The organism is Agromyces ramosus, assembly GCF_030817175.1.
GTDB lineage: Bacteria > Actinomycetota > Actinomycetes > Actinomycetales > Microbacteriaceae > Agromyces > Agromyces ramosus_A.
In genome coordinates this window covers 94,756-117,154 of the sequence record NZ_JAUSYY010000001.1, presented here as the reverse complement: position 1 = coordinate 117,154, position 22,399 = coordinate 94,756, and the positions used below count along the sequence as shown (strand labels likewise).

Here is a 22,399-nt window from a genome sequence, read left to right as displayed (position 1 = left end):
GCCTCCTCAGCCCCGCATCAAGCGGCCGAGCTCGTTCCCGTCACCGTCGAAGAGGAGCAGGCGATCGCCGTCGAAGCCCGCGATGCGGGCGGCCGCGACCCAGTACGGGACGGGGGCGCCGTCGCAGGCCATGAGCGTCGACGGCCCCGAGGTGGCGAGGAACTCGCCGTCGGAACCCGACGACCAACGGCCCGCCGCACCGTTGCAGCCGTCGGAGCCCTCCCACGATCCGGCGGCGACGAAGTCGACGTGCGGGTCGGTCGCTCCTGTGGTCTCGACCGGAACCCATCGGCCGGTGAGCGACTCCGGTGTCGCTGCCTCGATGCCGAGGGGCAGTGGCACGTTCCTTCGGAACGCCTCGCGGGTCTCCGCCGTCACCTCGGGCGGTTGCGCGTAGAAGTCGGCGGCGGTCTCGATCGGTTCCGGAGCGCCGTCGACGGTGAGCGTCGCGACCACGCTGCCGCCGCCATCCGTGAGCCGCCATCCCTCACCCGTGGGTTCGTAGGCGGTCGCGGACTCGAGCCAGGCGACGTCGGGCAGCCCGCCATCGGCGCATCCGCCGCTCGCGCCGTAGGTCGAGGCGATGAACGCCGCTTCTCCCGCGGTCCACGAGCCCTGGATCATGCCGCAGTCCCGCCACAACTGGAAGTCGACGGTGTCGAGGCGCAGCCAGGTGTCCGACTGCTCGCCGGCGGCGCCGGACACGCGCCACAGTCCGATGAGGCCGAGTGCCCGCGACTCGTCGGAGAGGTTCGGATGGGCCACCGAGGGTGTTTCGACCGGCGGAGACTCGCGCGGGTCAGGATGCGTGGGGTTGCTCGCACACCCGACGAGCAGGAGGGCGCTCAGGATGACGAGGAAGACGTGACGCATGAGGTCAGGCTAGGGCGGATGGGCTGGAGCCGACAGACAACGTTTACGACAGCTCAGTCGTCACAGCGTCGGCGGCCCGGATCGCCGCGCCTCGCCGTCGCCGCGGCGCAGCGGCACGTGCGCGCGCAGCACATGGCGATAGCCGCGGTATCCCCATGACATCCAGAGCGCGAACACGGCGATCGCGATGACGACGCCGAGCGCGATCGACCAGCCCACCGAACCCGCGATCGCGTAGGTCAGCGCTCCCACGAAGAGTCCGACGAGTGCGGTGTTCACGACCAGCATCAGCATCATCGAGCTCGCGAAGACCTGCGAACGGTCACGAACGGCGAACGGGTAGTAGGTCTTGACCGCTCCCGCCTCGTCGTCGGTTACGCCCATGATGAAGTACCGCTCGAGCCCGGGATCGAGGTCGAGATAGGCGCCGCGAAGCCGATTCATCGCGAGCACATACGCCAGATCCTCGGTCGCCGTATTGAACACCCGCAACTGGGTGATCACTCCGAGCAGCACGAGCAGGAACAGCACGCCGAGTGCGGCGACGCCGAACCACCCCCGGAACTCGGTCGCGTTGCCGAGCACGCCGAGCGTGACGAGCCCTGCCGACACGAGCGTGAGGAAGATCGCGATGCGGGTGAGCACCTCGCTCTGCGTCGTGCTCCGCGATGCGAGGAGGCTCCAGTGCTCGGTCGCGAGCATCTGCGCGCGCAACGACTTCTGCGCGTCGGTGAGTCGCGTGGCATCGTCACTCGGGGACGAGTCGGGCCCGGGTGCATCCGCCGTCATATCGGCATTCTGCACCCGGGCCCGTCAGCCCCGCTATCGCGGATCTACTTCACGGCGACGTGCGAGAAGAGGAACCAGCGGTCCTTGTCGAGGCCGCGGCGGATCTCGATGGCGACGTCCTGGCTCACGGGGTCGAGCTCCTCGAGTCCCTCGATGGCCTCATCGACCTTCGCCGCGGCGAGGTCGATCTGCGCGACGACGTCGGCGATCGCCTCGTCGTAGGGCTGGAAGCCGAGCTTCGGGTTGGCCGCGCCGCTCTTGTCGGAGACCGACTTGAGGCGGCCGTCGACCGGCAGACCCAACGCGACGACCCGCTCAGCCGCGAGGTCGGCCCAGTCCTGGGCGTGGCCGACGACCACGTCGAGCAGCTCGTGTACGGCGATGAAGTTCACGCCGCGAACGTGCCAGTGCGCTTGCTTGCCGTTGACGGCGAGCGCGACGAGCTCTTGCACGACGGGCGTGAGGAACTGCGCGACGCCAGCGGCGACATCCGCGTTCGCACCCGTCTTCGGCGTGGTCTTGGTGTCGGTCATGTGCAATCCACCTTCCCTGGAACGTATGTCCGGTTCAACGCTACGCCGCTGCCGATCTATTTCAAGGAAGGGGAGGCTGCACTCACCGGGCTGGAAGCTTCCTCGCATACCCTGCGCACATGACCGATCCAGTGCAGCGCCCCCCAATGGAGTTCGCCGTCAGCCTTCCTCCCGAGCAGGAGGTGGGCGTCTTCGCCGACTTCGCGAACATCTGGCACACGCCCAACACCTTCGTGCTCGATTTCCTGACCGTGAAGCGGCCGGCGCATGCGTCGGCGGATGCCGCAACCGGCCAGCCTCCGCACGCGGTGCTCGAGTCCCGCGTCGCGGCGCGCGTGCGGATTCCCCCGGAGCAGATCTTCATGCTCATCAAGGCGCTGCAGACCCAGGGCGACCAGTGGCTCGCCGAGACCGGCCGAGTCGAGCCGCCCGATGCGTGGGCGCCGCACGGGCCCGGGCAGTAGTCGCCGTTGTGGAGGGGATGACGGGAATCGAACCCGCGTAATCAGTTTGGAAGACTGAGGCTCTACCATTGAGCTACATCCCCGCGCGCCCGCTCGCGGGCACTGGATCATCGTAGTACACGATGCATCCGCCGCTGCCACGCGCGCGCGGCAGCCGCTCGCTATCGCAGTGCCGCGATCGATCGCACGGTGCCTCGGGCGAGGCGCAGCTGGCGCTCGTAGGTCGCGGCGAGCACCACGAGCAGCACGCCCGCGATGCCGAGCCACAGCCACCACCAGACGGCTTCGTAGAGCTCGGTGATCCACGGCCAGAGCTGCACGATCGCGTGCACGAGCAACACGGCGCCGCCGAGCAGCAGCGGCGCCTGCAGGCGATGCATCGCGCCGACCACGACCGCGGTGACGGCGGCGATGCCGAGCGCGACGTTCCGCCAGACTTCGGGGTCGGTGAAGTCGGCGAGGAGCGCCGGCAGCAACAGCACCGCGAGGCCCGGTCCGAGTGCCGGCCAGCTGCCGAGCTCGGGGGAGCGGCGCATGCGGAACGCGCCGGCGCCGATGAGTGCGCCGCCCACCGATACGGTCACGATGTCGAACGGGTCGACGTCGCCGGACACGAGCGCCGCGAGCCCGCCGAGCACGAGCGCACCGAGCGACGTCCAGCCGAGCATCGGCCCACCGACGGGTCGCGCCGTCGTCGCCGACGCCGCGACGTGCACGGCGGCGAGCAACGGGAAGAGCACGGCGGCACGCAGGGTCGGCTGGTCGCCCGCGACGATCGCGAGCACCGTGGGAATGGTTGCAAGCGCGACGGATGCCGCGAGCAGCGCTTCGCCGAGCCACGCGGGTCGCGACGCCGAGCGCGCCCACGTCATCGCGATCGCGATGCCGGCCACGAGCGCCACGAGCGGCCAGAACTCGATGACGAGGACGCCGTCTTCCGTGCCGGTCGCCACCGCCGAACCGCGCACGAGCGCCGCACCGCTGACCGCGACCCATCCGGCGGCCACGCCGAGCAACCGCACGGGTACGCCGCGCGCCGACTCCGGCAGGAACCCGGCCGCGATCGCCACCACGATGCCGATCGAGCTCAGCACGATCGTGCGCAGCTCGGAGTCGCCGCTCGACGCGACGCTCGGAAGCACCGCGACCGCGGCCGCGACGCCGAAGAGTGCCGTGCGCCCGGACGCACGCGCGTCGCCAGTGCCGCGTCGCCAGGTGATCAGGCCGCCCGTCACCGCCAGCGCGACCGCGAGCGGCAGCGTGTAGGCCTCGACGTTGTCGACGCCGTCGCCGGCGAGCCACGCCCACACGGTGGCCACGGCGAGGCCGAGGCTGAGCCAGGCGAGATGCCGGCTCGGCTGCCGACCGGCGATCGGGTCGCCGTCGAGCGCCGCCATGACGATCGGAATGGGCGTCAGGAGCAGCAGCACGAGCCAGAGCTGGTCGGTGAAGTTCGGGCCGGTTGCGCCGAGCAGGAGCGCCGCGAACGCGGCGAGTCCGACCGCGATGCTCCAGCCGAGCCGCGCAGCGCGAGCGTCGGCGGGCAGCACGACGTGGGCGAGTGCGGCGGCGAGCAGGGACGCACCGGCCACGCCGGCGCCCACGAACTCGGGGCCGAACAGTTCGTCGGCCGCCAGGCCTGCGCCGAGCGCCAGAGCGAGCGGGGTCGCGGCCCCGAAGCTCGCCTGCATCGACGGCAGCGTGCCGGTGCGCAGCCACAGGAGGCCCGCGACGACGAAGATCACGGCGGGCAGCCAGCGCAGCGGGGCATCCGTTTCCAATGCGACACCGATGAGCGCGATCGCCGATGCAGCGAAGATCGGCACGACGGTCGCCAGGCGGTCAGCCGGGGTACCGACTCGCGCGAACGCGGCAACGATGAGCAGTGCCGAGCCGATGGTCGCGAGCCACATCCACGGTGAGGCCCAGGGGGCGGCGAGCACGACCCCGGTCGACTCGAGCCACGGCACGATCGAGAACACGGCGGTGGCGGCGAGTGTCGCCGCGAGCGCGAGGTGCGTTGCGCCGGCCGCCGGCGCGGCAGGTGCAGTCCAGACCTGGCGCCCGAACACCCGGCCGGCGATGATGGTGGCGATCACGAGCACGACCGCCCACGGCCAGACGTCGGCGCTCGAGTAGCCGACCCACCACGCGAGCGCGCCGCCGCTCGCACCGACGATGAGCAGCGTGGTCAGGAGCCCGCGTACCGCAAGTGGACGGAGCATCGCGGCCAGGGCGAGCGCAACCGCTCCCAGCGCGAGGAGTACCGCCGCTGAGAGTGCCACGCCGGGTGCGACGGCGCCGCTGACGAGCACCCCGGCAAGTGCCGCGCCGATCGGCAGCGCTGCGAAGGTGCGGAAGCGACGGGCGAGCGCCGTGACGACGAGCGCACCCGTTGCGAGCACGAACGGCACGAGCACTGCGGCGAGCTCCGCTTCCGCGACCAACGAGACGACGGGCGAGTCGGCGCCGAGCTGCCACGGCGGCGCGCTCGCGAAGAGGCGCGCGGCGACGGTGGCAACGCCCACCACGAGGCCCGGCACGGCGGCGACGAGCGTGACGACGACGGCAGCCGCCGCCGCCCGGAACGCATCACGCGATGCCGTGGCCACGAGGCGTGCGACGGCGGCGAGCACGCTCACCACCGCGCCTGCGGCCGCGGGCGCGAGCCAGAGCGCCTGTTCCTCCAGGTCGAGCTCGGAGAAGATCGAGACCGCCGGGGCGAGCGCGAGGCTCGCGCCGAGTGCGAGGGCGGCGATGCGCGTCCACCCCACTGAGAGGTTGCCACCGCGTGCCCGCAACGCGATGAGGGCGAGTAGCCAGGCCGCACCGACCGCGAGGAAGCTCCACAGCTGGTTCCAGTCGGACTCGGGCAGCGCCCACACGGCTGCGGTGAGCGCGACGATGCCGGCCGCGAAGCCGGCCCCGAGCACGATCACCCGCTCGACCGTGCGCGGGGTCAGCACCGCGAGCGTGCCGAGCAGCGACGCCGCGAGGCATCCGAGCCACACGCCGGTGGCGAACTCGCCCTCGGGTGCTGCCTGGAAGGCGAGCAGGAACACGCCCACCGGCGCGAGCCCAGCTGCAGCGAAGCCGGCGACCCGGATGCCGCTGACCGCGCGCACGCCGAGCAAGGCGATCGAGACCACGAGCAGCGCAGCGCCCGTATAGCCCGCGGCATCGACGGAATCGGTGCCGAACAGCCCGTTCGCGCGAACGATCCACACATCGAGCAGCAGCAGCACGATGGCGACGGATGCCACGCCCTCGGCCGTGCCCGGCAGCCGGCGCGCCCGAAGGAGCCACGCCACACCCAGCACGAGCACGCTCGCGACCGCGATGATCACCGAGCGCACCTCGAGCGTCGCCACGAGGTAGGCGACGAAGAGGAACACGATCGCCGTGATCGAGATGAGCACCACGCCGAGGGTGAGGAGCAGCACCTGCACGCTCGACCGCGATGAACGTGGTGCGGCCTCGCCGACGGATGCCGCGGGCGGCAGTGGCGACGGCGGGGCGGATGCGGCTGGCGGCACTGCGGCGACTGTCGCGACCGTGGGAGCGGAGGTTGCCGGCGCGATCGCGACCGGTGGCACGGCCGCAACCGCCGCCGCTCGCTCGGCCGTCGCCTGCTCCACTCGCATGCGCGTGATGAGGCTCCGGCGCGCAATCAGCTCGGCGTGCACGCGCGTCGACAGGGCGAGCAGCTCGGCCGCCGCCGGCACGCCGAGCTCGAGGCCGCACTCGCGGCAGCGAGTGGAGTCGAGCGGTGCGAAGCAGGCCGGGCAGCGCGTCGTGTCGACGAGCTGGTCGGGATCGGCCGGCCAGCGCTGAAGATCGCGCGCGGCGCCGAGGGGTCGGTCAGTCATGGCCACACTCTGCCATGCGTGATCGGCTCAGCGGGAGACCATCCACAAGTACCGTCGAGGCTCGGCGTGGCGGGCGGCAAGCGACGCCGCCCGCGTGTGCAGTAGACTTTCGTGGGTCCACCCCGACTGGCGCGTGCTTCGGCATGCCTGCGCGGGTGAATCGACGAGTTGAGTCGCGACTCGGGGCGTAGCTCAGCTTGGTAGAGCGCCCGCTTTGGGAGCGGGAGGTCGCAGGTTCGAATCCTGTCGCCCCGACGAGTTCCACGACTCGACACGAACTTCCAGACAATCAGGAGATCTTCCACATGCCGACCACTTCGGTTGAGAAGCTGAGCCCGACGCGCGCCAAGCTCACCATCTCGGTGACGCCCGAGGAGCTGAAGCCCAGCATCACCCACGCCTACAGCCACATCGCCGAGCAGATCAACGTGCCCGGCTTCCGCAAGGGCAAGGTGCCGCCGCCCATCGTCGACCAGCGCGTCGGCAAGCTCGCCGTGCTCGAGCACGCGGTCAACGAGGGCCTCGACGGCTTCTACCGTGCCGCTGTGGCCGAGCACGAGCTGCGTCCCCTCGGCCGGCCCGAGGCCGACATCGTGGAGTGGCCGAGCGACAAGGACTTCTCAGGCGACCTCCTCCTCGCGATCGAGGTTGACGTGCGCCCCGAGATCGAGCTGCCCGACTACAACGGCCTCGAGCTCACGGTCGACTCGGTCGAAGTCACCGACGCCGAGGTCGACGAGGAGCTCGAGCGTCTCCGCAGCCGCTTCGGCACCCTCATCACGGTCGACCGCCCGGCCAAGACCGGCGACTTCGTGACCCTCGACCTCGTCGCCGTCATCGACGGCACCGAAGTCGACACCGCGAGCGGCATCTCCTATGAGCTCGGCTCCGGCGAGCTCATCGAGGGCATCGACGAGGCCCTCGACACCCTCTCCGCAGGCGAGACCACGACCTTCGCGTCGAAGCTGCTCGGCGGCGACCACGAGGGCGAGACCGCCGAGATCACCGTCACGGTCATCGCCGTGAAGGAGCGCGAGCTTCCCGAGGCCGACGACGACTTCGCCCAGATCGCGAGCGAGTTCGACACGCTCGCCGAGCTCACCGACAGCCTCAAGGGCCAGGTCGCCACGTCGAAGTCGTTCGGCCAGGGCAACCAGGCCCGCGACCTCCTCGTCGAGAAGCTCCTCGAGCTCGTCGACGTGCCCGTCGCGCAGGCCGTCATCGACGACGAGGTGCACCGCCACCTCGAGAACGAGAACCGCCTCGAAGACGACGAGCACCGTGCCGAGGTCGCCGAGTCGAGCGAGAAGGCGTTCAAGACGCAGATCCTCCTCGACTCGATCGCCGAGGCCGAGAAGGTGCAGGTCAGCCAAGACGAGCTGACCCAGTACCTCGTGCAGGGCGCAGCGCAATACGGCATGGACCCCAACGAGTTCGTGCAGGCCCTCAGCCAGAACGGCCAGATCCCCGCCATGGTCGGCGAGGTGGCGCGCAACAAGGCGCTCGCGATCGCGCTCGGCAAGGCGAAGGTGTCGGATGCCGCAGGCAACCCCGTCGACCTCTCCGAGTTCACGGCGGTGGGTGACGCCGGCGACAGCGAGACCGAGACCGATGCAGCCGAGGCTCCCGCCGAAGAGGCGAAGCCGGCTCGCAAGCGCGACGCGAAGAAGGCCGACGCCGCCGACGCTGCCGAGGCGCCCGCCGCCGACGCCGAAGAGCCGAAGAAGCCGGCTCGCAAGCGCGCCGGCAAGAAGGCCGACGACGAGTAGTCGACGATCGAACCAGTGAACGGGGCCGGGCGATTCGCCCGGCCCCGTTCGTCATCTCACGAGGAGCAGCATGAGCGACTGGCAGCACCGCATCGACGCCGTCTGGGCCGCGGCCGACGACCTGGGTGACGCCGAGGTGATCCGCCGCATCGATGCGATCGCCGCCGAACGGCCCGAAGGCGATCCGGCCGCCCTCTTCGAGCGCGCGGGCGCTCGCGACTCGGCGGGTCTCGAGGTCGATGCCGAGCCGCTCTACCGGGCAGCCCTCGCCAACGGGCTCGCCGGTTCCGAGCGTGTGCAGGCCCACGTGCAGCTCGCCTCCACGATCCGCAACCTCGGGCGGCCCCTCGAGGCGATCGAGCTGCTCGACGCCATCGAGCCCGACGCCGGCGAGCTCCACGACGCCGTGGTCGCGTTCCGGGCGCTCGCGCTCGTCGACGCGGGCGATGCCCGCCGTGCGGCATCCGACGCACTCGCAGCCCTCGCACCGCACCTGCAGCGCTACCGCGTGTCGGTCGCCGCATACGCCGCGGACCTCGCGGCATCCGCCTAGGGCGAACAGCCCCGTTCGCGTGCGTTGCACCGGATAGATTCGAGTGAACGCGACAACGGAAACGGAGCGACACATGGCCGAACCGACACCAGGCACCGGTGTTTTCGATCGACTGCTGAAGGACCGCATCATCTGGCTTGGCTCCGAGGTGCGCGACGAGAACGCCAACGAGATCGCGGCGAAGCTGCTACTGCTCGCAGCGGAAGACGCCAAGAAGGACATCTACCTCTACGTCAACTCGCCCGGCGGATCGATCACGGCGGGCATGGCGATCTACGACACCATGCAGTTCGTGCCGAACGACATCGTGACCGTCGGCATCGGCATGGCGGCCTCGATGGGGCAGCTCCTCCTGACGGCCGGCACCAAGGGCAAGCGCTACATCACCCCCAACGCCCGAGTGCTGCTGCACCAGCCGCACGGCGGCTTCGGCGGCACTGCGAGCGACATCCAGACCCAGGCGCAGCTCATCCTCGACATGAAGAAGCGCCTCGCCGAGATCACCGCGGCGCAGACCGGCAAGACCGTCGAGCAGATCAACGCCGACGGCGACCGCGACCGTTGGTTCAACGCACAGCAGGCCCTCGAGTACGGCTTCGTCGACCACATCCGCGAATCGGCGCTCGACGTGGCCGGCGGCGGCGGAACCCAGGCGTAGGCACTCGAGAGAAGAGAGAACGAGCGAATGAACATCCCTGCTTTCGGTGGCACCGCCTTCAACGGCGTCCAGGCACCGGGCTCGCGCTACATCCTGCCGAGCTTCGAGGAGCGCACCGCCTACGGCTACAAGCGCCAAGACCCCTACGCCAAGCTCTTCGAGGATCGCATCATCTTCCTCGGCGTGCAGGTCGACGACGCATCCGCCGACGACATCATGGCGCAGCTGCTCGTGCTCGAGTCGATGGACCCCGACCGCGACATCATCCTCTACATCAACTCGCCCGGTGGCTCCTTCACCGCCATGACCGCGATCTACGACACGATGCAGTACATCCGTCCGCAGATCCAGACGGTCGTGCTCGGCCAGGCGGCGTCGGCGGCGGCGGTCATCGCGGCGGCGGGCACCCCCGGCAAGCGACTCGCGCTCCCGAACGCCCGCGTGCTCATCCACCAGCCCGCCATGGGCGAGGCGGGGCACGGCCAGGCATCCGACATCGAGATCCAGGCGGCCGAGATCATGCGCATGCGCGAGTGGCTCGAAGAGACGCTCTCGCGTCACTCGAACCGTTCGCAGGAGCAGGTCAACACCGACATCGACCGAGACAAGATCCTGTCGGCCGCCGAGGCGCTCGAATACGGCCTCATCGACCAGGTGCTCTCGTCTCGCAAGAGCCTGCCGGCGATCGCGAGATAACCTCCCACCGTGAACGCGGCGGATGACCGGCTGCATGACAGCCGAGCCATCCGCCGCGTTTCGCTGTATCCGGATGCCGCAATCGAGACGCGCGCCGCCCGGGTTCGCCGCGGGCGAACCGCAAGGCGTGTCGAATCCGACGCGCTACGCTCCAACAGCCCCATCTCGGGCTAGGCTCGGAACAGACTCGTCGACAGGGAGGGTTTCGATGGCACGCATCGGAGAGAGCGCCGATCTGCTCAAGTGCTCCTTCTGTGGAAAGAGCCAGAAGCAGGTCCAGCAGCTCATCGCCGGACCCGGCGTCTACATCTGCGACGAGTGCGTCGAGCTCTGCAACGAGATCATCGAAGAGCGTCTCGCCGAAGCCGGCGAGACCGAGTCGGGCGAGTTCGAGCTGCCGAAGCCGAAAGAGATCTTCGGATTCCTCGAAGAGTACGTGATCGGTCAAGAGGCCGCGAAGAAGGCCCTCGCCGTCGCGGTCTACAACCATTACAAGCGCGTTCGTGCACGCACGACGCTCACGAGCGCCGATCGTGCCCACGACGACGTCGAGATCTCCAAGTCGAACATTCTGCTCATCGGCCCCACGGGCTGCGGCAAGACCTACCTCGCGCAGACTCTTGCGAAGCAGCTGAACGTGCCCTTCGCGGTGGCGGATGCCACGGCGCTGACCGAGGCCGGCTACGTCGGTGAAGACGTCGAGAACATCCTCCTCAAGCTCATCCAGGCCGCCGACTACGACGTGAAGCGCGCCGAGACCGGCATCATCTACATCGACGAGATCGACAAGATCGCCCGCAAGGCCGAGAACCCGTCGATCACGAGGGATGTCTCGGGCGAGGGCGTGCAGCAGGCGCTCCTGAAGATCCTCGAGGGCACCGTCGCATCGGTGCCGCCGCAGGGCGGGCGCAAGCATCCGCACCAGGAGTTCATCCAGATCGACACGACGAACGTGCTGTTCATCGTGGCCGGTGCCTTCGCGGGGCTCGAAGACATCATCTCCTCGCGCGCCGGCAAGCGGGGGATCGGCTTCGGCGCACCCCTGCACAACAAGGAAGACGAGGCCGACATCTTCAGCGAGGTGCTGCCGGAAGACCTGCACAAGTTCGGCCTGATCCCCGAGTTCATCGGCCGGTTGCCCGTCGTGGCCACCGTGACGCCGCTCGACCGGGATGCGCTCATGGAGATCCTCACGGTTCCCAAGAACGCCCTCATCAGGCAGTACCAGCGCATGTTCGAACTCGACGGCGTCGAGCTCGACTTCGAGGAAGACGCACTCGGGGCGATCGCCGACCTCGCCGTGCTCCGCCAGACCGGCGCCCGCGGCCTTCGAGCGATCATGGAGGAGGTGCTCGGGCCGATCATGTTCGAGGTGCCCTCCTCGACAGGCGTCGCGCGAGTCGTCGTGACCAAGGCGGCGGTGCTCGACAATGCGGCGCCGACGATCGTGCCGATGAAGCCGCGTCGCGCCGAGAAGTCCGCGTAGCGGCGCAACGAGAGAGCACCGCCCATCTTCCACACCGTCGTCGCGGGCGTCATCGCCGCGATCACCGGCTTCGCCAGTTCCTTCGCGCTCGTCATCGCCGGACTGCTCGCGGTCGGGGCCGACGAGACGCAGGCGGCATCCGGTCTCTTCGCGCTCTGCATCGCCACCGGCGTCACCTGCATCGTGCTGCCGCTCGTCATGCGCCTGCCCGTCTCATTCGCCTGGTCGACACCGGGAGCTGCGCTCCTCGTCGCGGCCGCCGCGACCACGCAGGAGTTCGCCGCGGCCATCGGCGCGTTCATCGTGTGCGGCGTGCTCATCGTGCTCGCCGGACTCTGGCCGGCGCTCGGGCGTGCGATCACGAACATCCCGAAGCCCATCGCGAGCGCCATGCTCGCCGGCATCCTCTTCCCGATCTGCCTGGCGCCAGTGGCGGCCGCTGTGGAGCAGCCGGCGATCGCGGTGCCCATGGTGCTCGTCTGGCTGCTGCTCGCGCGCCTGGCACCCCGCTGGGCGGTTCCCGCGGCCATGCTGGTCGCGGTGATCGGCATCGGGGTGCTCGCGGGACCGGCGGTGCTCGCGAGCGACGCCGTGCGTCCGCAACTTCAGCTCGTGGCGCCGGTGTTCGACCCGTTCGTGATCGTCAGCCTCGGGGTGCCCCTCTTCATCGTGACGATGGCCGGCCAGAACGTGCCGGGGTTCGCCGTGATGTCCACGTTCGGCTACCGGCTCGCGCCGCGTCCGGTGCTCGTGACCTCCGGTGCTGCCTCGGTGGCCGCGGCGTTCGCCGGGGGGCACGCGATCAACCTCGCGGCGATCACGGCGGCGATCATGGCGAGCCCCGAGTCGAACCCGGATCCGGCGCGCAGGTGGGTCGCGACCTTCACCTCGGGAATCGTCTACCTCCTGCTCGGGGCAGGTGCCGGCCTTGCTGCCGCCGTGGTGCAGGCGTCGCCGCCCATCATCATCACGGCCGTCGCCGGGCTCGCACTGCTCGGCGCGCTCGTGACCTCGATCACCGGCGCCCTCGAAGAGCCGGCGCATCGCATCACCGCGATCGGCACATTCCTCGTCACGGCGTCGGGCATCGCGGTCGCCGGCATCGGGTCGGCGTTCTGGGGCCTCGTGGTCGGCGGAGTGCTCATGCTCTGGCTGCGACCTCGAGCAGGGTCGACGGCACGCAGGGTGCGCGAGCCGAGCCCGGAATCGTCGCCGGTCGGGCGAGAACCGGAGACCGCCCACGAGTAGGGCTCGGCGGCGTCATGCTCGGCTTAAATCGAAGACGCGCACCACCTGCCATCGCCCTGCGACTCGTTCGACGTCGAAGACGTGGGTCTCCCCGTCGGCGGCGGTCGCCTGGAAGCGCCAGCCGGAGATCTCGAGGGGCACGCGCCCGGGGGAGACGTCGTGGCCGGTGAACGGGCTCCACCAGTCGCACGGCCCGACCAGGGCGGTGGGCGTGTCGGTGACACGGAACCGGCGCGCCCGCCACACGAGGCGCTCGGGCTGGCCCGCATCGTTCGTCCAGACTTCGACGAACTCCTGCACGAGCGGCATCTGCACCTCCACCGACATTCGAAGATGTGTTCGATGGTAGCACCATGCGAGCGCGCCGACGGCGCCCGGTCGAAGGGTGTGCGGTGGGGCAGCCGTCACCCGAGTGCGGGCGAGCGGACCTTCGGCTCAGGCCAGGTCGTCGTCGGTACGAGCGCCGAACACGATCTCGTCCCAGCTCGGCATCGAGGCGCGGCCCTTCTTGGCGCCGCGGGTCGTGGGACCGGTGACGGCCTTGGCGCCCCAGATGTTGCGGGCACCCGCGCCGGGCTTCTCCTCGGTCGGAGGTGCTTCGACGGGCTTCGGGGTCTCGTGGTGCGACGCCGGTGCCGCGGGCGCGATCGGCGACGGAAGCTCCTCGGGCCCAGCGCCGGCCGCTTCGCGCTCACCCCTACGGCGGCGCAGTGCCTCGAGGAGGTCGGCGGTCTCGCCGAGCGTCTGCTTCGGCTCATCGGCGCGCTTGATGGCAGCGCGTGCGGCTGCCGGGCTCGACGTCTGTGGGCTGCGCGAGTAGGGCAGCGGCTCGAGATGCGGGGCGGTGTCGAACTCGCCCTGCTCGGTCTCCTCGAAGGTGAACGCGCCGCTGTCGAAGCGGGACTCGTCGGAATCCGGGCTGACCGCACGGAGCCGGGGGATGAGCCCGCCCTTCAGCTCGCCCTGCTGCGACAGTGTGACCGCCTCGGAATTGAGGGGATGGAGCGACTGCTTGCGCGGCTCGAACCCCCACCGGGCATCGTGGTCGATGGTGTCGGCGGTGAACTCGAGTTTGACGATCCAGCCGCGTTCTTCGTCTTTCCAGCTCGCCCAGCGCTCGCCATGAGCACCGAGCTTCGCGAGGCGGTCGCGGATGACCCCGCCGAATGAGGCCGGCTCGTCGGCGGGCTCCGCCTCGACGGCCACGTGCACCGGCACCGCGAGCGCCGAGGTCACGACGTGCTCGCGTTCGGCGAGGACGGGGCCCTCGAAACGACGGATGTACTCGATCGAGGCGCCCGTCACCTGCGCGACGTCTTCAGCGGACAGCCCGGAGCGGATGTGCATCTGCACTTCGCGCGGAGAGACCTTCGGCCCCGTGTGCTGCTCGGGCTGTGCCTGCCGGATGCGAGATTGGAGCACTTCGTCGATCTCGATCCGGAAGCGCGCGCCGTCGTCGGACGCTGCGAGCAACGCGCCGTTCTCGACTCCGATTACCTTGAGTTCCTGCATCGCGACAAGCCCTTCCGTACCTTCGTCTCGCCCCAAGGATGCCATGTCCGGCGGGGTGGGGCTGGGAATAGACCGGGCGCGGCGGAAGTTGAGCACGTAGCAGCGCGCAACCCCCAGTTCAGTGGTTTGCTTACGCAACCGATTTGATGCAGACTATGGCCGCCGAATCATCGGCACAGAAGAAGGATGGGAATGGCAACGGATTACGACGCACCGCGCAAGACCGAAGACGACTCCGAGTCGATCGAGGCCCTCAAGGAGCGCGTCCCCGACAAGATGTCGGGAGTTGTGGACGTCGACGACGCCGACAACCCCGGAGGCTTCGACCTCGCCGGTGCCGATCTCTCCGACGTCGAACTCGACGTCGTGGTGCTTCCGCCCCAGGCCGACGAGTTCACCTGCGTGAACTGCTTCCTCGTGAAGCACCGCTCACAGATCGACCACGACACGAAGCTCGGACCGATCTGCCTGGAGTGCGCCTCCTAGGCGCCAGGCTCGGTACGCTCAGGCCGTCGTGATCCATTGATCGCGGCGGCCAGTTCTTTCGGATGCCGCGTCGACACGAGCCAATACGGCGTCGGGTCGGCCGGGTCGACGATCGGCACTCGCACGACGTGCCGCACCCATCCGCGGATGACGAGGTAGGCACGGACGTCGAGACCGGTGCCGCGTTCGACGCGCGCCGCGTCATCCGTCGCTCCGACTGCGACGCCGGTGTCGTCGAGCGAGATCTCGGCGCGGCCGGCGCGCAGCCGCCCCTCGCGCACCTCGATGACCGGTGCCGTGACCGACAGCGCACCCACGACGCCGCCGTAGAGGAGCACCCCGGTGATGATGCCGGCGGGCAGTGAAACCGGCGCGAGCACGAGGATGCTGGCGGGGATGAACAGCAGGCTGGCGATGTAGATCCACGGCGTCGGCCAGAGTCTCTCGCGGTAGTCGGGCATGGATCTATTCGACCAGACTTCTGGACTACCCTCGAACAGTGACCGATTCCGTCGATGTACTGATCACGGCCGAGCGCGTCCCGTCGTATGCCCACGCGGGCGACGCGGGAGCCGATCTCCATGCCTCCGAAGCCGTCGTCCTCGGGCCGGGCCAGCGTGCCACCGTCGGCACCGGCGTCGCGATCGCACTGCCCGACGGATACGTCGCGTTCGTCGTGCCGCGCTCGGGCCTCGCGTTCAAGCACGGCATCACGATCGTCAACGCGCCCGGCACCGTCGACGCGGGCTACCGCGGCGAGATCAAGGTGGCCGTGCTGAACACGGACGCGACCGAGTCGTACACGATCGAGGCCGGCGACCGCATCGCCCAGCTCGTCGTGATGCCGGTGACCCGCGCTCGGTTCGTCGAAGTCGAGCGGCTCCCCGGCAGCCTGCGCGGCGAGGGGGGATTCGGCTCGACCGGATTCGGGGAGCACAAGTCAGGAGTGAACGCGTGAGCGACATCGAGAACATCGACGCCAACCCCGTCGACCAGCCCAAGTCCGCACCCGACGATCGGGCCACCGCCGGTCCCTTCGACGAGTCGGAGGCCAACCCGGTTCGCCCGTACGTCGACCTCGGCGGCGTCAAGGTGCTGCCGCGCGAGGGCCTGCACCTCCGCCTCGAGGTTGAGGAGGGCACGAAGCGCGTCGTGGCCATCGGGCTCGACTACGCCAATTCCACGCTGCAGGTGCAGCCGTTCTCTGCGCCCCGAACGAGCGGGCTCTGGCACGAGATCCGTGCGCAGATCTCCGAGCAGATCGCGCGGCAGGGCGGCACCACCACGGTGCGCGAGGGCACCTTCGGACCTGAGCTGCTCGCGCAGATCCCCGTCGCGGCGGGCGATGCCCAGCCGACCGGCCAGATGCGCCTCGCGCGCTTCATCGGCGTCGACGGACCGCGCTGGTTCCTCCGTGGCGTGATCGCCGGCGAGGCCGCTGTCGACCCCGCTGCCGCGGCCCAGGTCGAGGACCTGTTCCGGTCGATCGTCGTCGTGCGCGGGTCGACGCCGATGCCGCCGCGTGATCTCATCCCGCTCCGCATGCCGGCGTCCTCAGCCGGCGCTCCCACGGCGTAGTCACGATGACGGATGCCCCGGGCGCACCCCGACCCGAACGAGACGACGAGCCGTCGACCACGCCGGGCGCCATCGGCGATCCGTCCACCGGCGAGGCGGGGGAGTTCGGCCGCCAGTTCGCCTCCGCGATGGCGCAGAGCGGACTCGGGGCGCTCGCGCGCGATGAGAAGCTCAGCGGTCGCGACCTGCTCACCGCGGTCGGCGGCGTGCGCGGCATCCTCGAGGCGCTCCTGCCCGGCCTCGTCTTCCTCGTCGTGTACAGCGTGCTCACGAGCTTCGCGGGCTGGGAGACGCAATCGGCGCTCGTGCCATCGCTCGGGGCATCCGTCGGCCTCGCCGTGGTCTTCACGATCGTGCGGGTCGCGACGAAGGGCCAGCCGACGCAGGCGATCGCCGGGCTCATCGGCGTGCTCGCCTCTGCGGCACTCGCCCTCTGGACCGGCGATGCACGCGACAACTACGTGCTCGGCTTCTTCACGAACGCGGCATACGCGCTCGCACTGATCATCTCGCTCCTCGTGCGCTGGCCGGCGATCGGGCTCATCGTCGGATTCCTCATGGGCGACGGGCTCGCGTGGAGGCAGGACCGCCGCAAGTACCGTGCGGCGCAGTTCCTGACGCTCGTGTGGATCGGGCTCTTCGTCGCGCGGCTCGCGGTGCAGGTGCCGTTCTACCTGGTCGACAACGTCGAGGCCCTCGGCGCGACGCGCCTGCTCATGGGCGTGCCGCTCTACGCGCTCGTACTCGTCTTCTCCTGGCTCGTCGTACGCGCCGTGTATCCGTCATCGGCGCGCACGCCCGAGTGATAGAGTTATCTCGACGTCGAGATAAATTCGCACACCGTGCGAGCGCTGACGGCGGGTAGGTCCGTTAGGTTACCCTTGCTGGATCAGCCCCTGTCTGACGAAGAAGATGGAGTGCCGCACGCGTGTTCTGCGGCATCCGCGAAGGAGAGGACATCGTGTCTGCAGTGAACAGTTTCGGGGCGAAGGACACGCTCCACGTCGGTGACAAGTCGTATGAGATCTTCCGTCTCGACACCGTGCCCGGTTTCGAGAAGCTGCCCTTCAGCTTGAAGGTGCTCCTCGAGAACCTGCTCCGCACCGAAGACGGTGCGAACGTCACCAAGGAGCAGATCGAGGCGCTCGGCTCATGGGTGCCGACGGCCGAACCCGACACCGAGATCCAGTTCACGCCGGCACGCGTGGTCATGCAGGACTTCACGGGCGTTCCCTGCATCGTCGACCTCGCCACCATGCGCGAGGCGGTCGAAGCGCTCGGCGGCGACCCCAAGAAGATCAATCCGCTCGCCCCCGCGGAGATGGTCATCGACCACTCGGTCATCGCCGACCTCTTCGGCACCGAGAACGCGCTCGAGCGCAACGTCGAGATCGAGTACGAGCGCAACGGTGAGCGCTACCAGTTCCTCCGCTGGGGCCAGACCGCGTTCGACGACTTCAAGGTCGTGCCGCCCGGCACCGGCATCGTGCACCAGGTCAACATCGAGCACCTCGCGAAGGTCACCTTCACCCGCACGGTCGACGGCGTGCTGCGCGCCTACCCCGACACGTGCGTCGGCACCGACTCGCACACGACGATGGTCAACGGCCTCGGCGTGCTCGGCTGGGGCGTCGGCGGCATCGAAGCCGAGGCGGCCATGCTCGGCCAGCCCGTGTCGATGCTCATCCCGAAGGTCGTCGGCTTCAAGCTCTCCGGCACGATCCCGGCCGGCGTCACCGCCACCGACGTCGTGCTCACCATCACCGACATGCTCCGCAAGCACGGCGTGGTCGGCAAGTTCGTCGAGTTCTACGGCTCGGGCGTGGCCTCCGTCCCCCTCGCCAACCGCGCCACCATCGGCAACATGAGCCCCGAGTTCGGCTCGACGGCCGCCATGTTCCCGATCGACGACGTCACGCTCGACTACCTGCGCCTCACGGGCCGCAGCGACGAGCAGGTCGCCCTCGTCGAGGCGTACTCGAAGGTGCAGCGGCTGTGGCACGACGCCGACAGCGAGCCGGTCTTCAGCGAGTACATGGAGCTCGACCTCGGCACGGTCGTGCCGTCGATCGCCGGCCCGAAGCGTCCCCAAGACCGCATCGAGCTCAGCGGCTCGAAGGCCCAGTTCGAGCTCGACCTCGTGAACTACGCGACGGTCGACCACGACCTCGTCGACCTCGAGATCGCCGAATCGTTCCCGGCCTCCGACCCGCCGGGCAACTCGCCCGAAGACGAGCACAGCCACCACGAGCACCACCACCGCAGCCACGCGCCCGCTGCCGCGTCGAACCCGACGCCGGTCAGCCTGCCCGATGGCCAGCAGTTCACGCTCGACCACGGCGCGGTCGCGATCGCGGCGATCACCTCGTGCACGAACACGTCGAACCCCTCCGTGATGCTCGCCGCCGGGCTCCTCGCCCGCAACGCGGCGAAGAAGGGCCTCAAGGCGAAGCCGTGGGTGAAGACCACGCTCGCTCCCGGCTCCAAGGTCGTCACCGACTACTACGAGAAGGCCGGCCTCACGAGTTATCTCGAAGACCTCGGCTTCTACACGGTGGGCTACGGCTGCACCACATGCATCGGCAACTCCGGGCCGCTCATCGAGGAGATCTCGGCTGCGGTCAACGAGAGCGACCTCGCCGTCACGGCGGTGCTCTCGGGCAACCGCAACTTCGAGGGTCGCATCAACCCCGACGTGAAGATGAACTACCTCGCGAGCCCGCCGCTCGTCATCGCCTACGCGCTCGCCGGTTCGATGAACTTCGACTTCGAGGCCGACGCGCTCGGCACCGACACCGAGGGCAATGACGTCTTCCTGAAAGATATCTGGCCCGACGCCGCCGAGGTGCAGCACACGATCGACACCTCGATCAACAAGGACATGTTCACGCACCAGTACGCGAGCGTGTTCGAGGGCGACGAGCGCTGGCGCAATCTCGAGACGCCGACGGGCGCCACCTTCGAGTGGGACGCCGAGTCGACCTACGTGCGCAAGCCGCCGTACTTCGACGGCATGACCATGGAGACCACCCCGGTCACCGACATCGTCGGCGCCCGGGTGCTCGCGAAGCTCGGCGACTCGGTCACGACCGACCACATCAGTCCGGCCGGTTCCATCAAGGCCGACAGCCCCGCCGGCCGGTACCTCACCGAGCACGGCGTCGACCGCAAGGACTTCAACTCCTACGGCTCGCGCCGCGGCAACCACGAGGTCATGATCCGCGGCACGTTCGCGAACATCCGGCTGAAGAACCAGCTGCTCGATGGCGTCGAGGGCGGCTACACGCGTGACTTCACGCAGGCGGATGCCCCGCAGTCGTTCATCTACGACGCGAGCCAGAACTACCAGGCTCAGGGCACCCCGCTCGTGATCTTCGGCGGCAAGGAGTACGGATCGGGATCGTCGCGCGACTGGGCGGCGAAGGGCACGAGCCTTCTCGGTGTCAAGGCGGTCATCACCGAGAGCTTCGAGCGCATCCACCGCTCGAACCTCATCGGCATGGGCGTCGTTCCGCTGCAGTTCCCGGCCGGCCAGTCGGCCGACTCGCTCGGCCTCGACGGCACCGAGGTCGTGTCGATCACCGGCATCGAAGCACTCAACGACGGCGTCACGCCGCGCACGGTGCACGTGGTCGCCGCACCCACCGAGCACTCGCCGGCCGGCAAGCAGACGGTCGAGTTCGACGCCGTCGTGCGCATCGACACGCCGGGCGAAGCCGACTACTACCGCAATGGGGGCATCCTCCAGTACGTGTTGCGAAGCCTGGTCTAGCTCGCTTCGCAAACGGGGCGATCGGCGATCCCGCCGATCGCCCCGTTGCCTGCCCGGCACCGCCAGATGGCCCGGCGTAGACTCGTTTCCGTTCGGCCGTACCCCGACGCACCACTCCGGAGGACACCCGCATGACCTTGCTCGAGACGATTTCGGGACCGCGTGATCTCGATGCGCTGAGTCCTGAGCAACTCGTGCAGCTGGCAGGCGAGGTGCGGGAGTACCTCGTCGGGTCGGTGTCGCAGACCGGCGGACACCTCGGCCCCAACCTGGGTGTGGTCGAACTCACGATCGCGATCCACCGGGTGTTCGACTCACCGCGCGATGCCATCGTCTTCGACACCGGGCACCAGTCCTACGTGCACAAACTCCTCACCGGGCGCAGAGACCTGTCCACCCTCCGAAAGACCGGCGGACTCGCGGGCTACCCGCAGCGTTCAGAATCCGAGCATGACATCGTCGAGAGCTCGCACGCGTCCAGTTCGCTGTCGTGGGCCGACGGCATCTCCAAGGCGTTCGAGATGACGGGCCAGTATGACCGGCACGTGGTCGCCGTCGTGGGCGATGGCGCGCTCACGGGTGGCATGACGTGGGAGGCCCTCAACAACATCTCCGATGACAACACGCGCAAGCTCATCGTCATCGTGAACGACAACGGCCGTTCCTATGCACCGACGATCGGCGGCATGGCGCGGTTCCTGAACACCGTCCGCACGAAGCAGACCTATCGCAACCTGCACCTCTCGAGCCGGCGCGCCTTCGACCGCCTCGGCGAGCCGGCCCGGGCGTTCTACCGCGGTGTTCGGGGTGGCCTGCACGGCTTCCTCAGTCGCTTCACCGGCAACGAGGCGCTCTACTCGAACCTCGACATCAAGTACATCGGCCCGATCGACGGCCACGACGAGAGCGCGATGGAATCCGCGCTTCGTCAGGCGAAGGACTACGGCGCTCCGGTCATCGTGCACGCAATCACCGACAAGGGCCGTGGCTACGAGCCCGCGCTCCGTGACGCAGCCGACCAGTTCCATGCGGTCGGCCAGATCGATCCCGAGACGGGGGAGTCCCTCGAGACGGCGTCGGCGCCCTCATGGACGAGTGTCTTCGCCGACGAGCTCGTGCGGCTCGCCGAGACGCATCCGCGCCTGGTGGGCATCACGGCCGCGATGCTGCGGCCGACCGGCCTGCACCGCATGGCCGAGCGGTTCCCGAGCCGGGTCTTCGACGTCGGCATCGCCGAGCAGCACGCCGCGACCTCCGCCGCGGGCCTCGCATTCGGCGGCCTGCATCCCGTCGTCGCCGTCTACGCCACGTTCATCAATCGCGCCTTCGACCAGGTCCTCATGGATGTCGCACTGCACAAGGCGGGCGTCACGTTCGTGCTCGACCGGGCGGGTGTCACCGGCCCCGACGGCCCGAGCCACCACGGCGTCTGGGACCTCTCGATCCTGCAGGTGGTGCCCGGCATCCGCATCGCCGCTCCTCGTGACTCGGTGCGACTCGCCGAGGAGCTCGCCGAAGCGGTCGTCGTCGACGATGCCCCGACGGTGTTGCGATTCCCCAAGGGCACTGTCGGGGTCGACTACCCCGCGCTGCGGCGCACCGACGACGGCGTCGACGTGCTCGCCGAATCCGAACGCAAAGACGTGCTGCTCGTCGCCGTCGGGCCGATGGCCGGCATTGCACTCGACGTCGCCGAGCGCCTCGAGGCGCAGGGCATCGGGGCGGCGGTCGTCGACCCTCGCTGGGTCGTTCCGGTGCCGCGCACCGTCATCGAGCTCGCGGGCGAATACCGCATCCTGGTGAGCCTCGAAGACGGCATCCGTGTCGGCGGCATCGGCACTCGCATCCGGCAAGACCTCCGCGAGGCGGGCGTCGACACGGCCGTCACCGAGATCGGCCTGCCCGACGAGTTCCTCGAGCACGGCTCACGGGGCGACATCCTCGAACGCACCGGATTGACCCCGCAGCACATCGCGCGCGACGTCACCGCCATGGTGCTGGGCTCGAAGCTCCCGCACGCGCGCCCGGCCTCAGCCGACACGGGCTCGAACTCGGTCGTCGCCGGTTCCGACCGCTGAACACGGCCGCGGGCCCCTGCGAGAGACCAACGGAA

General features: G+C 69.3%; 20 protein-coding genes and 2 tRNA genes. 14 read left to right on the top strand and 8 right to left on the bottom strand.

Going from position 1 to position 22,399, the window contains the following annotated elements; all coding sequences use genetic code 11:
• Positions 1-6: 6 nt before the first annotated feature.
• The 3 genes from QFZ26_RS00540 to QFZ26_RS00530 are packed head-to-tail and all read right to left on the bottom strand — an operon-like array spanning position 7 to position 2,195.
• Positions 7-873: a hypothetical protein gene (locus tag QFZ26_RS00540; RefSeq protein ID WP_307038539.1), complete on the bottom strand. Its 867-nt coding sequence runs from the start codon at positions 871-873 to the stop codon at positions 7-9.
• A 60-nt stretch (positions 874-933) separates the two neighbouring features.
• Positions 934-1,662: a hypothetical protein gene (locus tag QFZ26_RS00535; protein ID WP_307038538.1), complete on the bottom strand. Its 729-nt coding sequence runs from the start codon at positions 1,660-1,662 to the stop codon at positions 934-936.
• A 44-nt stretch (positions 1,663-1,706) separates the two neighbouring features.
• Entirely contained in the window at positions 1,707-2,195 is a 489-nt protein-coding gene (locus QFZ26_RS00530; RefSeq protein ID WP_307038537.1) for a Dps family protein, read from the bottom strand.
• Positions 2,196-2,314: 119 nt separating this feature from the next.
• Here QFZ26_RS00530 and QFZ26_RS00525 point away from each other — a divergent pair, with 119 nt between their 5' ends.
• A complete protein-coding gene (locus QFZ26_RS00525) occupies positions 2,315-2,659 on the top strand; it encodes a DUF3467 domain-containing protein (protein WP_307038536.1) in 345 nt (114 codons plus the stop codon).
• Between the two features lie 9 nt (positions 2,660-2,668).
• Here the strand turns inward: QFZ26_RS00525 and QFZ26_RS00520 are convergent.
• Together QFZ26_RS00520 and QFZ26_RS00515 are read right to left on the bottom strand one after the other, a co-directional pair.
• Positions 2,669-2,742, bottom strand: a tRNA-Gly gene (locus QFZ26_RS00520).
• A 78-nt stretch (positions 2,743-2,820) separates the two neighbouring features.
• Positions 2,821-6,528 (bottom strand): SCO7613 C-terminal domain-containing membrane protein, encoded by a 3,708-nt coding sequence (locus QFZ26_RS00515; RefSeq protein WP_307038535.1) that lies wholly within the window; start codon positions 6,526-6,528, stop codon positions 2,821-2,823.
• 181 nt (positions 6,529-6,709) lie between these two features.
• Here QFZ26_RS00515 and QFZ26_RS00510 point away from each other — a divergent pair.
• The 7 genes from QFZ26_RS00510 (at position 6,710) to QFZ26_RS00480 (ending at position 12,938) form a co-directional block, all read left to right on the top strand.
• A tRNA-Pro gene (locus QFZ26_RS00510) sits at positions 6,710-6,783 on the top strand.
• 50 nt (positions 6,784-6,833) lie between these two features.
• Positions 6,834-8,297, top strand: a complete 1,464-nt coding sequence (gene tig, locus QFZ26_RS00505) for a trigger factor (RefSeq protein ID WP_307038534.1) — start codon at positions 6,834-6,836, stop codon at positions 8,295-8,297.
• 70 nt (positions 8,298-8,367) lie between these two features.
• Entirely contained in the window at positions 8,368-8,850 is a 483-nt protein-coding gene (locus QFZ26_RS00500; RefSeq protein ID WP_307038533.1) for a tetratricopeptide repeat protein, read from the top strand.
• Between the two features lie 73 nt (positions 8,851-8,923).
• Positions 8,924-9,508, top strand: coding sequence for an ATP-dependent Clp protease proteolytic subunit (locus QFZ26_RS00495; RefSeq protein ID WP_307038532.1), 585 nt, complete (start codon positions 8,924-8,926; stop codon positions 9,506-9,508).
• Between the two features lie 27 nt (positions 9,509-9,535).
• Entirely contained in the window at positions 9,536-10,204 is a 669-nt protein-coding gene (locus tag QFZ26_RS00490) for an ATP-dependent Clp protease proteolytic subunit (RefSeq protein ID WP_307038531.1), read from the top strand.
• 208 nt (positions 10,205-10,412) lie between these two features.
• Positions 10,413-11,690 (top strand): ATP-dependent Clp protease ATP-binding subunit ClpX, encoded by a 1,278-nt coding sequence (gene clpX / locus QFZ26_RS00485; protein ID WP_307038530.1) that lies wholly within the window; start codon positions 10,413-10,415, stop codon positions 11,688-11,690.
• Between the two features lie 24 nt (positions 11,691-11,714).
• The gene (locus QFZ26_RS00480) at positions 11,715-12,938 is read left to right on the top strand and encodes a benzoate/H(+) symporter BenE family transporter (protein ID WP_307044868.1); all 1,224 of its coding nucleotides are present in this window, start codon (positions 11,715-11,717) and stop codon (positions 12,936-12,938) included.
• Between the two features lie 12 nt (positions 12,939-12,950).
• On the opposite strand, the gene QFZ26_RS00475 is transcribed toward QFZ26_RS00480, so the two are convergent.
• The gene (locus QFZ26_RS00475) at positions 12,951-13,265 is read right to left on the bottom strand and encodes a hypothetical protein (RefSeq protein ID WP_307038529.1); all 315 of its coding nucleotides are present in this window, start codon (positions 13,263-13,265) and stop codon (positions 12,951-12,953) included.
• A 108-nt stretch (positions 13,266-13,373) separates the two neighbouring features.
• Entirely contained in the window at positions 13,374-14,450 is a 1,077-nt protein-coding gene (gene sepH, locus QFZ26_RS00470) for a septation protein SepH (RefSeq protein WP_307038528.1), read from the bottom strand.
• Positions 14,451-14,642: 192 nt separating this feature from the next.
• On the opposite strand from sepH, the gene QFZ26_RS00465 reads away from it, so the two are divergent.
• The gene (locus tag QFZ26_RS00465; RefSeq protein WP_307038527.1) at positions 14,643-14,936 is read left to right on the top strand and encodes a DUF4193 domain-containing protein; all 294 of its coding nucleotides are present in this window, start codon (positions 14,643-14,645) and stop codon (positions 14,934-14,936) included.
• On the opposite strand, the gene QFZ26_RS00460 is transcribed toward QFZ26_RS00465, so the two are convergent.
• A complete protein-coding gene (locus QFZ26_RS00460; protein WP_307038526.1) occupies positions 14,933-15,397 on the bottom strand; it encodes a DUF3093 domain-containing protein in 465 nt (154 codons plus the stop codon). The two genes, QFZ26_RS00465 and QFZ26_RS00460, sit on opposite strands and share 4 nt — an antisense overlap.
• 38 nt (positions 15,398-15,435) lie before the next feature.
• Between QFZ26_RS00460 and dut the strand changes: the two genes are divergently transcribed.
• From dut to dxs, 5 genes are all read left to right on the top strand, one after another.
• Positions 15,436-15,894, top strand: coding sequence for a dUTP diphosphatase (gene dut, locus QFZ26_RS00455; RefSeq protein ID WP_307038525.1), 459 nt, complete (start codon positions 15,436-15,438; stop codon positions 15,892-15,894).
• Positions 15,891-16,514, top strand: coding sequence for a DUF3710 domain-containing protein (locus QFZ26_RS00450; RefSeq protein WP_307038524.1), 624 nt, complete (start codon positions 15,891-15,893; stop codon positions 16,512-16,514). Before dut ends, QFZ26_RS00450 begins: the two co-directional genes overlap by 4 nt.
• A gap of 5 nt (positions 16,515-16,519) precedes the next feature.
• Positions 16,520-17,320: a DUF3159 domain-containing protein gene (locus QFZ26_RS00445; protein WP_307038523.1), complete on the top strand. Its 801-nt coding sequence runs from the start codon at positions 16,520-16,522 to the stop codon at positions 17,318-17,320.
• Between the two features lie 155 nt (positions 17,321-17,475).
• The gene (acnA, locus tag QFZ26_RS00440; protein WP_307038522.1) at positions 17,476-20,286 is read left to right on the top strand and encodes an aconitate hydratase AcnA; all 2,811 of its coding nucleotides are present in this window, start codon (positions 17,476-17,478) and stop codon (positions 20,284-20,286) included.
• Positions 20,287-20,417: 131 nt separating this feature from the next.
• Entirely contained in the window at positions 20,418-22,364 is a 1,947-nt protein-coding gene (gene dxs / locus QFZ26_RS00435) for a 1-deoxy-D-xylulose-5-phosphate synthase (RefSeq protein ID WP_307038521.1), read from the top strand.
• The last annotated feature ends 35 nt before the right edge of the window (positions 22,365-22,399 follow it).